Genomic DNA, 12,830 nt, shown 5'->3' on the forward strand with positions numbered 1-12,830 from the left:
GGCTCTCTCAGCCGTACATGCGGCGCATCGCGAAGTCGACCATCTGCTCCACCGCCTTGGCGTCGAAGACCATGCGGTGCTCGCCCTCCATGTCCAGGACGAAGCCGTAGCCGGTGGGCAGCAGGTCGATGACCTCGGCACCCGTGATCACGAAGTACTTGGACTCCTTGCCCGCGTAGAGCCGCAGCTCCTTGAGCGTGGTGAACATCGGGATGACGGGCTGCTGGGTGTTGTGCAGCGCGAGGAAGCCCGGGTTGTCACCGCGCGGGCAGTAGACCTTCGACGTCGCGAAGATCTGCTGGAAGTCCTCCGCGGCCAGCGAGCCGGTCGTGAAGGCCCGTACCGCGTCGCCCAGCGAGGGCGGCGAGGGTTCGGGATACAGCGGCTGCTCGCCGTAGCCGCCACCCATCGGCTGCTGTGCGCCCTGATTCTGGTCGTAGCCGTACATGGGGCAAAGAGTAATCGGACACATCTCCACCTTGAGGGGTTGCGTCTTATTACTGACGGGTAGCATCATCGTAGGGGGTCAGCTGAGAACGACCTCACCCGCGAGTCCGGGCCACCCCTCCTCGGGGCGCTGCGCGCCACTGCTATTGATTACGGAGCCTTCCCATGGGGCACTACAAGTCGAATCTCCGCGACATCGAGTTCAACCTCTTCGAGGTCCTCGGGCGCGACAAGGTGTACGGCGCCGGACCGTTCGCGGAGATGGACGTCGAGACCGCGAAGAGCATCCTCGACGAGGTCACCCGCCTCGCGGAGAACGAGCTCGCCGACTCCTACGCCGACGCCGACCGCAACCCGCCGGTCTTCGACCCGGAGACCAACACCGCACCGGTCCCGGACACCTTCAAGAAGTCGTACCAGGCGTTCATGGACTCCGAGTACTGGCGCCTGGGCCTTCCCGAGGAGATCGGCGGCACCACCTCCCCGCGCTCCCTGATCTGGGGTTACGCGGAGCTGCTGCTCGGCGCCAACCCGGCCGTGTGGATGTACTCCTCCGGTCCGGCCTTCGCGGGCATCCTCTTCGACGAGGGCAACGACGCGCAGAAGAAGATCGCCGAGATCGCCGTCGAGAAGCAGTGGGGCTCGACGATGGTGCTGACCGAGCCGGACGCCGGCTCCGACGTCGGCGCCGGCCGCACGAAGGCCGTCGAGCAGGAGGACGGCTCCTGGCACATCGAGGGTGTGAAGCGCTTCATCACCTCGGGCGAGCACGACATGTCCGAGAACATCATTCACTACGTGCTGGCCCGCCCCGAGGGCGCCGGACCGGGCACCAAGGGCCTCTCACTCTTCATGGTCCCGAAGTTCCACTTCGACTGGACCACCGGCGAGCTGGCCGAGCGCAACGGCGTGTACGCGACGAACGTCGAGCACAAGATGGGCCTCAAGGCGTCCAACACCTGCGAGATGACGTTCGGCGACCAGCACCCCGCCAAGGGCTGGCTGATCGGTGACAAGCACGACGGCATCCGCCAGATGTTCCGCATCATCGAGTTCGCCCGCATGATGGTCGGCACGAAGGCCATCGCGGCGCTCTCGACCGGTTACCTCAACGCGCTGGAGTACGCCAAGGAGCGCGTCCAGGGCACCGACCTGTCGCAGTTCATGGACAAGACGGCCCCCAAGGTCACCATCACGCACCACCCCGACGTGCGCCGCTCGCTCATGACGCAGAAGGCGTACGCGGAGGGCATGCGCTCCCTCGTCCTGTACACCGCCTCCGTCCAGGACGCGATCCAGGAGAAGGAGTCCGCCGGCGAGGACGCGAAGGCGCTGCACGGCCTCAACGACCTGCTCCTCCCGATCGTGAAGGGCTACGGCTCGGAGAAGTCGTACGAGCAGCTGGCACAGTCGCTCCAGACCTTCGGCGGCTCCGGATACCTCCAGGAGTACCCGATCGAGCAGTACATCCGTGACGCCAAGATCGACACGCTGTACGAGGGCACGACGGCCATCCAGGGCCAGGACTTCTTCTTCCGGAAGATCGTCCGCGACCAGGGCGCCTCGCTCAACGCGCTCTCCGAGGAGATCAAGAAGTTCCTCGCGGACGCCCAGGGCAACGAGGAGCTGGCCGGTTCGCTGGACCACCTCGCCAAGGCCGCCGTGGACCTGGAGGCGATCGTCGGCACGATGATCACCGACCTCACCGCGACCGGCGAGGACGTGAAGAACATCTACAAGGTGGGCCTGAACACCACCCGCCTGCTGCTGGCCTCCGGCGATGTCGTCGTCGGCTACCTGCTGCTCAAGGGCGCGGCCGTGGCCGCCGAGAAGCTGCCGAGCGCCGCCGCGAAGGACGTCGCCTTCTACCAGGGCAAGATCGCCGCCGCGAAGTTCTTCGCCGCGAACGTCCTGCCCGGCGTCGGCGCCGAGCGCGCGCTCGCCGAGGCCGTCGACAACTCTCTGATGGAGCTGGACGAGGCCGCGTTCTAGGCTTCACCACTCAAGATCGTCAACACGCACCGTCACCCGGACACGCTTTCGGGTGGCGGTGCTGTCGTATGGGCTGGGTACGCTGAGTAAAGGTCCGAGAATCCCGTTCATGGGAGGAACCATGACTGCCGAGGCACTGCCCGAAGCGTCGCAGCTGCGACGCGACGATTCCACGTGGCCGGTCCCGCCGGAGAACGGCTACACCGTGGACGAATTCTTCACGCTTGACCTCCCGCCGCACACAGAGCTGATCGACGGGAGCCTGGTTTTCGTGAGTCCGCAGCGAGATTTTCACACGCTGGTGATGGACCTGCTGGTCAACGGTCTGCGAGTGCACATTCCAGAAGACTTGCGTGTACGCCGAGAGATGGCGGTCGTCCTCAGCAAAAGGACCGTTCCGGAGCCGGACGTTGTTCTGGTCAAGGCCGAGGCCATCACAGGCCGTCGCCAGACCCGATACGAGGCCGCTGACGTCCTGCTCGCCGTCGAAGTCGTCTCGCCCGACTCCGAGGACCGCGACCGTGACGCCAAACCGCACAAGTACGCGGCAGCGGGCATCCCGCACTTCTGGCGGGTCGAGATGAGCGGCGAGCACGACCGGCCCGCGGTGTGGACGTACGAGTACGACGCGATGCACAAGACCTACATCTCGACCGGCGTCCACCGCGACCGGCTCAAGCTCTCCGTTCCGTACGACATCGATATCGATCTGACAGCGATCGACACGCTCTAGCAGCGGCCGTCCGCGCCTTCCCTATGATCGGAGCCGGTTCCGAGGGGGAGGTCGGCGCATGAGTCGTCCGGGCAAACGGTGGTACGTACGGGGCGCGGCGGTCGGGGCGGTGGCGCTGCTCCTCGCGGGCTGCGGTGGCGGGGACGGCGAGGGCGACGCCTCGAAGGCGCTGGGCAAGGCGGAGCTGCGGTCGGTGCTGCCGGACGCGAAGGCGCTGCCGGGCTGGCGGACGGTGGCGGAGCCGGAGGCGCAGGAGCCGGTGGCCGAGTACCCGCCGCCGGTCTGCCAGGTGCCCGACAAGAAGAAGCGGCAGGCCACCTGCGGGGAGATCACGTTCTGGGGCATCTCCTCTTTCGTGCGCAAGCCCGACGTGACCTCGCTGAACTTCTGGACCCTCGGCTACAAGGACGAGAAGTCGGCCGAAGCCGCCTATGACGCGCTGAGCGCGTACTACGGCGGGGACAGGGTCGGGGTGGGCGCGAAACCGGTCGAGATCGGTGAGCCTGGGGCGGAGCGCGAGGCCAACCGGGCCGGGACGGGCACCATGGGCGGCCCCGCCACCATCACCCAACTCCGGGTCGGCACCCTCGTGCTGGGCATCAGCACCGGGACCCAGGGCAAGTCGGCCGTGCCCGACGCGGAGGTCAAGGCCCTCGCAGCCATGGTCGCGGACCGGGCCCGGCAGGCGCAGGACGGCGAGAAGCCGTCCGCCGCGGTGACCGGACGGTAGCGGTGCGTCACCGGGGGGCAACGGTGAAAGCTCCCGCTCGTGCCTGGTTAAAGTGAAGAACATGAGTTCTTCCCTCCGCTTCGACCGCGGGCACACCGACGATCTGATGGCCTTCCTGATGGACAGCCCCTCCCCGTACCACGCCGTGGCGACCGCCGCGTCGCGGCTGGAGAAGGCCGGTTTCCGGCAGGTCGAGGAGACGGCGGCCTGGGACGGGTCCAGCGGCGGGAAGTACGTCCTGCGCGGCGGCGCGATCGTGGCCTGGTACGTGCCGGAGGGCGCGGAGGCCCACACCCCGTTCCGGATCGCGGGCGCGCACACCGACTCACCGAACCTGCGCGTGAAGCCGCTGCCCGACACGGGCGCCCACGGCTGGCGGCAGGTCGCCGTGGAGGTCTACGGCGGCACCCTCCTCAACACCTGGCTGGACCGGGACCTCGGCCTCGCCGGGCGCATCTCGCTCCGGGACGGCACGCACCGGCTGGTCGACATCGACCGGCCGCTGCTGCGCGTCCCGCAGCTGGCCGTGCACCTGGACCGGTCGGCCAACCCCGACGGGCTCAAGCTCGACCGCCAGAAGCACATGCAGCCGATCTGGGGCCTGGGCGACGTGGCGGAGGGCGACCTCATCAGGTTCGTCGCCGAGGAGGCGGGGGTCGACGCCGAGGACGTCACCGGCTGGGACCTGATGCCGCACCCCGTCGAGGCGCCGTCCTACCTGGGCCGTGACCGCGAGCTGGTCGCCGGGCCCCGGATGGACAACCTGCTCTCGGTGCACGCGGCGGTCGCGGCGCTCGCCGCCGTCGCCGGACAGCCCGACGCGGAGATCCCGTACATCCCGGTGCTGGCCGCCTTCGACCACGAGGAGAACGGCTCGCAGTCCGACACCGGAGCGGACGGACCGCTGCTCGGCACGGTCCTGGAGCGCTCGGTGTTCGCCCGCGGCGGTACGTACGAGGACCGGGCCCGCGCCTTCGCCGGCACCGTCTGCCTCTCCTCCGACACCGGCCACGCGATCCACCCCAACTACGCCGAGCGGCACGACCCGACGCACCACCCGGTCGTCAACGGCGGACCGATCCTCAAGACCAACGTCAACATGCGGTACGCGACCGACGGCAGCGGCCGGGCGGTGTTCGCGGCCTCGTGCGAGAAGGCGGGCGTGCCGTGGCAGGCGTTCGTCTCCAACAACTCGATGCCGTGCGGCACCACGATCGGGCCGATCACCGCCGCCCGGCACGGCATCCAGACCGTCGACATCGGCGTCGCCATCCTGTCGATGCACAGCGCCCGTGAGCTGTGCGGCGCCGACGACCCGCACCTGCTGGCGACCGCCCTGGCGTCGTTCCTGGCGGGCTGAGCGAAACACCAACCGTCTTCCCGGACATGGTCGTTGCCGGGCCGGGTACCCGCTCCGTACACGGCTCGGAGCTTCCGGGCGTCGAGGAGGCGGAAGTCATGGGACTCGGAGGATGCATCCTTCTCATCGGTGCGGGGGCGATACTCGCCTTCGCGACCGACTGGAAGATGGACAGCGTCAACGTCGACATGGTCGGCTGGATCATGATGATCGTCGGCATCGTCGGCGTGTTCGTCTACGCGAGTGTCATGCGGCGCCGCCGCATGGTCGTACCCCCCACCACCACAGTGGTTTCCGAGGACGAACGCCACCTGTGACCCGGACGGGTGCGCCCCGCGGACCGGGCGCACCCCTTCCCCGTCCTCGGGCGGTGCCGGATATTCTGGGGGCCTGTCCGTGACCCGGCACCGGGCGCGTCACACCCGGAAGGGAAGCCGCTCGTGGAGTTCCGGCTGCTCGGCACCGTCTGCGTCGACACGCTGACGGGTCCGCTGCCACTCGGCCCCGCCAAACGCCGCAGCCTGCTCGCCGCGCTTCTGCTGCGCGCCAACACTCCCGTTTCCGTGGCCCGGTTGACGGGCTCCCTCTGGGACGACGCCCCGCCGCTGCACGCCCGTACGGTCATCCAGGGGCATGTGTCCCGGCTGCGCGCCCTGCTGACGGGCGCGGACGCGGAGGCGTACGGGGTCGAGCTGAGCACGCTCGGGGACGCGTACGTGCTGCGGGTGCCGGAGACCCTGCTGGACTCCCAGCGGTTCGAGGAACTCCTGATGCTGGCCCGGGAGCAGCGCAGTCCGGCCGACAGCGTGCTGATGCTGAAGGAGGCCCTGTCGCTGTGGGAGGGGCCCGCGCTGACCGGTACGTATCCCAGCGCACCGCTCCAGGCCGCCGCGCAGGCGCTGGAGGAGTCCCGGCTCACGACGGTCGAGCAACTGGCCCACGCCTACGCCGAGCTGGGCGAGCACCACCGGGCGGCGGCGGTGCTCCGGGACGAGGCCGTGGCCCATCCGATGCGGGAGTCCCTCGCCGCGGCCCTGATGTCGGCGCTGCACGGTTCCGGGCGCCAGTCGGAGGCGCTGGACTGGTTCCACCGCACCCGGCGGCTGCTCGCGGACGAGCTGGGCATCGACCCCGGCCGCGAGCTGGCGGACGCCTACGCCCGCATCCTGCGCGGCGACCCGCAGCCGGAACCGGACGGGCCCGATGGTGGTGCGAAGGGCGGTCCCGCCGGGATCTCTGCCGTGGGGTCTGCCGTGGGGTCTGCCGTGGGGGTGCCTCCTGTTGGTGCAACGGCCCCAGGCGCGTCGATGCCAGGCGCACAGGGCGGCGTCCGGGGTGGCGAGCCGCTCCCCGCCGATCTGCTGCCGCGCGCCCCGCGGGGCTTCCAGGGCCGGGGAGCCGAGCTCGCCGCGCTCTCCCGCGCGGCGGCCGGTGAGGCGCCCATCTGCCTGGTCACCGGACCTGCCGGGGTGGGCAAGACCGCGCTGGCCCTGCACTGGGCGCGCCGCGCGCCCGCCGCGTTCCCGGACGGGCGGCTCTTCGCCGATCTGCGCGGGTTCGGCGACACGGGGCAGCCGACGCCGCTGGAGGTGCTGCGGGAGTTCCTGCTGGCGCTCGGTGTCGCGCCCCGCCGGGTCCCGGAGTCCGTCCAGGGCGCCGCCGCGCTCTTCCGCTCGCTGACCGACCGGCGCAGCCTGCTCGTCGTCCTGGACAACGCCCGCGACTCGGCGCAGGTCAGGCCGTTGCTGCCGGGCGGCACCGACTGCGTCACGCTGGTCACCAGCAGGCACCGGCTGGACGGTCTCGTCGCCTCCGACGCCGCCCGCCCGGTACCGCTGGACGTGCTCGGACCGCCGGACGGCACCGCGCTGCTGGCCGGGGTGCTGGGCGAGGAGCGGGTGCTCGCGGAACCGGTGGCGGCCCGCCGGCTGGCCGAGCTGTGCGGCGGGCTGCCGCTCGCGCTGCGGGTCACGGCGGCCCGGCTGGCGGGCCGCCCGCACCGGACGCTCGCCGGGACGGCCGACGAGCTGGCCGACGAGCGCAGCAGGCTCAGCTATCTCGACGTGGAGGACACCGGGGTCTCCGCGGCGCTGCGGCTGACCGTGCAGCAGCTGCCGCCGGACGCCGTCCACCACTTCGCCCGGCTCGGCCACCACCCCGGCAACCACTTCGACCGGTACACCGCCGCCGCGCTGGCCGGCAGCGATCCGGTCGTCGCGGCGGCGGCGCTGGAGCGGCTCGCCGCCGCCCACCTGATCGGCGAGACGAGCCCCGGACGCTGGGAGCTGCACGACCTGGTGCGCCTGTACGCCCGGGGGATCGATCCCGGGTCCGGCCCCGACGCCCTGCTCGGCGTGCTCGACCACTGCATCGCGACCGCGCTCGCCGCCGCCGACACGGCGGAACCGGGCGGCGAGCCCTGCTTCGTCCTGCCGGAGGACTACCGCGGGCCGACTGCCGTACGGGACTTCACCGACCGGGCCGAGGCGATGAGCTGGCTGGCCGCCGAGCGCGAGGACCTGGCCCTGGCGGCCGCCGCCGCACGCGGTGCCGGTCTCGACGACCGCGCCTGGCGGATCATCCTGCTCCAGTGGCCGCACGTGGTGTGGCGGGTCCGGGACGGCTGGGCCCCGGCCCTGGGACTGGCGCTGGACGCGGCGGTCGCGCGGGACGACCCGTACGCCGAGTCGCGGGTGCGCAACCTGCTGGGCTGGGTGCTGTCGGAGGAGGGCAGGACGACGGAGGCCGCCGCGCTCCTTGAGCCCTCGCCGGGTCTGGCGCGGCGGGCCGGGGACCGGCTGGGCGAGGCGACGGCGCTGATCAACCTGGCGGTCGTCCAGGCGGAGCAGGGCGGTCTGGACGAGGCGCTGGAGGGCTGCGAGCAGGCCGTCGCGCTGGCCAGGCAGGAGCGCGACGCGCACACCGAGATGCTCGCCCTCCAGCACCTGGCCCGGCTGCGGCTGGTGGCGGGGCGGCCGCGGGAAGCGCTGGACTGCGCCCGGACCGCGTTCGACCTGGGCCCCGAGCACGAGGAGGCGGCCCGGCGCGTCCTCCTGCTGACCGTCAGCGGCGAGGCGCACCTGGCCCTGGGCACGGAGGGCGAGGGCGTCCGGCTGCTCGACCTGGCGGCGGCGGAGGCGGAGCGCGCCGGGTACGACGAGGGCGCGGTGCGGGCGCTGGAGGCGCTGCTGCGGGTGGCCTCGGGGACGGAGTACGTGCGGCGGTACGAACGGGCGGTACGGCGGCTCGCCGACGACGGCTGAGCCCGGCGGCAGCGGGGGCAGGACCACGACAGCGGGACGTTAGCCGCACGTCAGCGGGACGTGAGCGGCGCCCGGAAGACTCATGTCTGTCAGCAGGCCGGGGCGCCTCACCACCGCGCCGGGCTCTCGTCCCACCACCACACGTCACCGCACTCGGGGGAAAACCATGTCTGCCTTCCGGACCCGCTACCGCGCCACCGCCCTGGCCGCCACGACCACCGCCGTACTCGCCCTGGCGCTCACCGCCTGCGGCGGCGGTGACAGCGGCACCGGCACCAGGTCGGAGGGCCCGGCGAACAGCTCCGCACCGGCCTCCGCCACGAAGTCCGCCACCACCGGCTCCGACTCCGACTCCGTGGCCTCGTCCGGCTCGGGGGACGGTACCGCCGCCAAGGCCTCCGTGACCTCGAAGGGCACCGGCACCGGAGGCAGCGGCAGCAGCACCGGCGCCGCCGCCAAGGGCACCTCCGGGTCCGCGAGCACCCCGCTCTGCACCACCAAGGACGTCAGGATCAGCGCCGCCACCCAGGACGGCCCGCCCTACACGCACATCGTCCTGACGGCCAAGAACACCTCGGGCCACAAGTGCGAGATGAAGGGCTTCCCGGAGATCCAGTTCCTGGAGAGCCACAAGCAGAACATCCCGTCGGTCGCCAAGAGCAAGCCGCTGGTCCCCGTGGTGCTCGAATCGGGCGCACCGGCGTACGCGCTGGTGAAGCTGTCCGACGGCGGCGTGGACGAGGACGTGGAGCCCGTGACGGCGTTCGCCGTGTGGCTCCAGGGCGGCAGCGGTCAGGCCGCCGTGCGGGCGCCCGGTGCCGACGGCATCGCCGTCGACCCGGCGAAGTACAAGACCGGTTACTGGACGTACGAGCTCCGCAACGGCGCCGACGACTTCTGAGCCGCCGGCCCCTGAAACCTCTTTCCGTCCCCGGTACGGCTGTCAGCCCTGCTCGTCCATCCCCGCGAGCACGAGCGGCAGCCGGGGCGTCCCCTCCGCGACCACGCGGACGGGGACGCCCCAGTCCTGTTGGTGGACATGGCAGGCGGGGTACTCGTTCGCGGGGTCGTCGTCGCAGGACGCGGCCATCGCGGAGACGTGCAGGACGCCCTCGGTGATCCCGTCCGCGAGGACCAGATCGCGGAAGAGATCGGTGCCCGCTCCCTCGCCCCCGGCCAGCAGTTCCGGCGGGGTCGAGGAGACCAGCAGCCGGGTCGAGGGCCCGTACCGGGTGTCCAGCTTCTGCCCGGCGGGCGCCTGGAAGACGACGTCGAGGCGGAGCGTGCCCGGGGCGATCTCGGTGGCGGCGCGCTGGGTGCGGTGCGCCGAGTCGGCGACGCGTACCGCCTCCTCGGGCAGCCGCAGCCGGGTCAGCCGGTGCCGGGCGGACTCGACGACCACGAGGTCGCCGTCCACCAGCACGGCGTCGCTGGGCTCGCGCAGATCCGTGGCGAGCGTGCTGACCTCACCGCTCGCCGGGTCGTAGCGGCGCAGGGCGTGGTTGTACGTGTCGCAGACGGCGACCGATCCGTCGGGCAGCGCGGTGACGCCCAGCGGGTGCTGGAACAGCGCCTGGTCAGCTGCCCCGTCACGGTGGCCGAAGTCGAAGAGCCCGGTGCCGACGGCGGTGTGCACGGCGCCCTCCAGGTCGACGTAGCGCAGTGAGGACGTCTCCGAGTCCGCGACCCAGAGCCGCTCCGCGGTGGCGGCGAGCCCGGACGGCTGGGCGAACCAGGCCTCCGCTCCCGGACCGTCGACCAGCCCCTCGTTCGTCGTCCCGGCGGCGACCCGCACGGTGCCGTCCTCCGCGTCGTACGTCCACAGCTGGTGGACGCCCGCCATGGCGATCCAGAGCCTGCCGTCGAACCAGGCGACGTCCCACGGCGAGGAGAGGTCCACCTCACGCCCCGCACCACTGGTGGGCGCCCCCTGCCACCACTGGCGGCCGGTGCCCGCGAGGGTGGTCGTCGCACCGGTCGTGAGGTCGAGCGCGCGGATCGCGTGGTTCACCGTGTCCGCGACGGCGATCCGCCCGTCGGGCAGCACGGTCAGCCCCTGCGGCTCGCTGAACCGGACCTCCTCGGGCCCGCCGTCGGTGAAGCCCCGCTCTCCGGTGCCGAAGTGGCGCCGGATGGTCTCCCCGTCCGCGTCCAGCTCGACCAGCCGGTGGCGGGTGGTGTCGGAGACCAGGAAGCCGCCGTCGTCCAGCAGCAGCGCCTTCCCGGGGAACCGCAGATGCGTGGCCACCGGCTCGGGCGCCACGTACGGCCCGTCGCCGCGCCGCAGGGTGCCCTTCGCGGCGTGCTCGGCCTCCAGCTCCTCGACCAGCTTCTCGATGGCGTGGGCGTGGCCCTCGCCCGCGTGCTGGGCGACGACATAGCCCTCGGGGTCGACGACGACGAGCGTCGGCCAGGCGCGTACGGCGTACTGCTTCCAGGTCGCCAGCTCGGGATCGTCGAGCACCGGGTGGTGCACCTCGTACCGCTCGACGGCGTCGACCACGGCCTGGTGCTCCGCCTCGTGGACGAACTTCGGCGAGTGGACGCCGATGATCACCACGGTGTCGCGGTGCTTCTCCTCCAGCTCGCGCAGCTCATCGAGGACATGCAGGCAGTTCACACAGCAGAACGTCCAGAAATCCAAGATCACAATGCGCCCTCGCAGGTCAGCGAGGGTGTACTGCTGGTCGCCTGTATTGAGCCAGCCGCCCTTGCCGACCAGTTCGGGGGCCCTGACGCGCGCACGTGTTGCCATGTCAACAGTCAACATCACCGTGGCGTCCACGCATTCCACAGGTACCTCGGGGAACCTGTGTGCCATGAGACTTCTCGTGCGTGAGCGACTGTTCAGCATCGGTGACGACTACTGGATCGAGGACACGGACGGCCACAAGGTCTTCCTCGTCGACGGCAAGGCCATGCGGGTGCGCGACACCTTCGAGCTGAAGGACGCGCAGGGCCGGATCGTTGTCGAGATCAAGCAGAAGCTGCTGAGCCTGCGGGACACGATGCTCATCGAGCGGGACGGCGAGCAGCTCGCCAAGGTCAAGCGGAAGCACCTCTCGCTGCTGCGCAATCACTACCGGGTGACGCTGGTGGACGGCACCGAGCTGGACGTCAGCGGCAAGATCCTGGACCGCGAGTTCGCGGTCGACTACGACGGGGAGCTGCTGGCCCAGATCTCGCGCCGCTGGCTGTCCATCCGGGACACGTACGGGATCGACATCGTGCGGGACGACGCCGACGCGAGCCTGCTGATCGCGGTGGCGGTGTGCGTGATCGTGCTCGCGGAGAAGGACCACGAGGACTGAGCGGCGGGCGGTGGCTGTTTCACGTGAAACAGCCACCGGTCCTCACGGCCGCCCGAGGACGGCCGGTGGCGCGAGTCCCAGTCGACGGTCCTTGAGGGCCGGGAACTGCTCCCGGGTGGCGGCCACCCGGGAGGGGTCGAACTCCACGCTCAGCACCTCTTCGTCCGCACCCGCCTCCGCGAGCACCTCGCCCCAGGGGTCGACGACGATGCTGTGCCCGGCCTGCGGGACCCCGGCATGGGTACCGGCGCAGCCGACGGCCAGCACGTACGCCTGGTTCTCGACGGCCCGCGCCTGGGCGAGCAGCGTCCAGTGGGCGCGGCGGCGCTCCGGCCAGCCCGCCGCGACGACCAGGGTCTCGGCGCCCGCGTCGACCAGCCCGCGGAACATCTCCGGGAAGCGCAGGTCGTAGCAGGTGGCGAGGCCGATCGTGGTCTGCGGCAGGGTGAGCGTGACCAGATCTTCCCCGGCGCCCATCATCACCGCCTCGCCCTTGTCGAAGCCGAAGCGGTGGATCTTGCGGTAGGCGGCGGCCCGCTCGCCCTCGGGGGTGAAGACGAGCGTGGTGTTGTAGAGGGTGCCGTCCTCGGCCCGCTCGACGAAGGAGCCGGCGTGCAGCCAGAGCCCGGCGTCGGCGGCGGCCTTGGACATCGCCTCGTGCGTGGGGCCGAGCAGCGGTTCGGCCTCGGTCTCGAACGCCGGGTAGGCGAAGGCTCCGACCGGCCAGAGTTCGGGCAGGACCACCAGATCCGCGCCCCGCTGGGCCGCGACCAGCGACGCCGCCCGCTCCCTGCGCGCGTCGATGGATTCGTCCGGGTCTACTGCGATCTGGATGAGAGAGGCGCGCACACTACCACCGTCCTGGCATATGAGCCGTCAACACGGGCCTACGATCGTCACACGAAAGCACTGCCGGGGTGCCTGCTCGCAGCGTAACTTGGACCGACCGAACCTCACCGCAGCCCGCAGCCCGCAGCCCGCCGTCCGCGCCCAA

The 12,830-nt window shown here is 71.2% G+C and carries 11 protein-coding genes; 8 read left to right on the top strand and 3 right to left on the bottom strand.

Annotated elements, in window-relative coordinates; all coding sequences use genetic code 11:
• Positions 1–7: 7 nt before the first annotated feature.
• Positions 8–448, bottom strand: a complete 441-nt coding sequence (locus ACFVQ0_RS15625) for an SseB family protein (RefSeq protein ID WP_018522179.1) — start codon at positions 446–448, stop codon at positions 8–10.
• Between the two features lie 164 nt (positions 449–612).
• On the opposite strand from ACFVQ0_RS15625, the gene ACFVQ0_RS15630 reads away from it, so the two are divergent.
• The 7 genes from ACFVQ0_RS15630 to ACFVQ0_RS15660 all read left to right on the top strand — a co-directional run bounded on the left by ACFVQ0_RS15630 (position 613) and on the right by ACFVQ0_RS15660 (position 9,426).
• Positions 613–2,439: an acyl-CoA dehydrogenase gene (locus ACFVQ0_RS15630; RefSeq protein ID WP_390088261.1), complete on the top strand. Its 1,827-nt coding sequence runs from the start codon at positions 613–615 to the stop codon at positions 2,437–2,439.
• A 109-nt stretch (positions 2,440–2,548) separates the two neighbouring features.
• Positions 2,549–3,172: a Uma2 family endonuclease gene (locus ACFVQ0_RS15635; RefSeq protein WP_390088263.1), complete on the top strand. Its 624-nt coding sequence runs from the start codon at positions 2,549–2,551 to the stop codon at positions 3,170–3,172.
• 58 nt (positions 3,173–3,230) lie between these two features.
• Entirely contained in the window at positions 3,231–3,902 is a 672-nt protein-coding gene (locus tag ACFVQ0_RS15640) for a hypothetical protein (RefSeq protein WP_390088265.1), read from the top strand.
• 61 nt (positions 3,903–3,963) lie between these two features.
• A complete protein-coding gene (locus ACFVQ0_RS15645; protein WP_390088267.1) occupies positions 3,964–5,262 on the top strand; it encodes a M18 family aminopeptidase in 1,299 nt (432 codons plus the stop codon).
• Between the two features lie 98 nt (positions 5,263–5,360).
• Entirely contained in the window at positions 5,361–5,579 is a 219-nt protein-coding gene (locus ACFVQ0_RS15650; RefSeq protein ID WP_390088269.1) for a DUF6458 family protein, read from the top strand.
• Positions 5,580–5,702: 123 nt separating this feature from the next.
• Entirely contained in the window at positions 5,703–8,525 is a 2,823-nt protein-coding gene (locus ACFVQ0_RS15655; RefSeq protein WP_390088271.1) for a BTAD domain-containing putative transcriptional regulator, read from the top strand.
• Between the two features lie 166 nt (positions 8,526–8,691).
• Positions 8,692–9,426 (top strand): DUF4232 domain-containing protein, encoded by a 735-nt coding sequence (locus ACFVQ0_RS15660; RefSeq protein WP_390088273.1) that lies wholly within the window; start codon positions 8,692–8,694, stop codon positions 9,424–9,426.
• Between the two features lie 42 nt (positions 9,427–9,468).
• Here the strand turns inward: ACFVQ0_RS15660 and ACFVQ0_RS15665 are convergent, their stop codons facing one another.
• The gene (locus tag ACFVQ0_RS15665; protein ID WP_390088275.1) at positions 9,469–11,280 is read right to left on the bottom strand and encodes an NHL domain-containing thioredoxin family protein; all 1,812 of its coding nucleotides are present in this window, start codon (positions 11,278–11,280) and stop codon (positions 9,469–9,471) included.
• 64 nt (positions 11,281–11,344) lie between these two features.
• Here ACFVQ0_RS15665 and ACFVQ0_RS15670 point away from each other — a divergent pair, with 64 nt between their 5' ends.
• A complete protein-coding gene (locus tag ACFVQ0_RS15670) occupies positions 11,345–11,836 on the top strand; it encodes an LURP-one-related family protein (protein ID WP_311304525.1) in 492 nt (163 codons plus the stop codon).
• A 42-nt stretch (positions 11,837–11,878) separates the two neighbouring features.
• On the opposite strand, the gene ACFVQ0_RS15675 is transcribed toward ACFVQ0_RS15670, so the two are convergent.
• Positions 11,879–12,685 (bottom strand): carbon-nitrogen family hydrolase, encoded by an 807-nt coding sequence (locus ACFVQ0_RS15675; RefSeq protein WP_390088277.1) that lies wholly within the window; start codon positions 12,683–12,685, stop codon positions 11,879–11,881.
• Positions 12,686–12,830: the final 145 nt, after the last annotated feature.

Source organism: Streptomyces sp. NPDC057900 (genome assembly GCF_042887885.1).
In the GTDB taxonomy this organism is placed as follows: Bacteria; Actinomycetota; Actinomycetes; order Streptomycetales; family Streptomycetaceae; genus Streptomyces.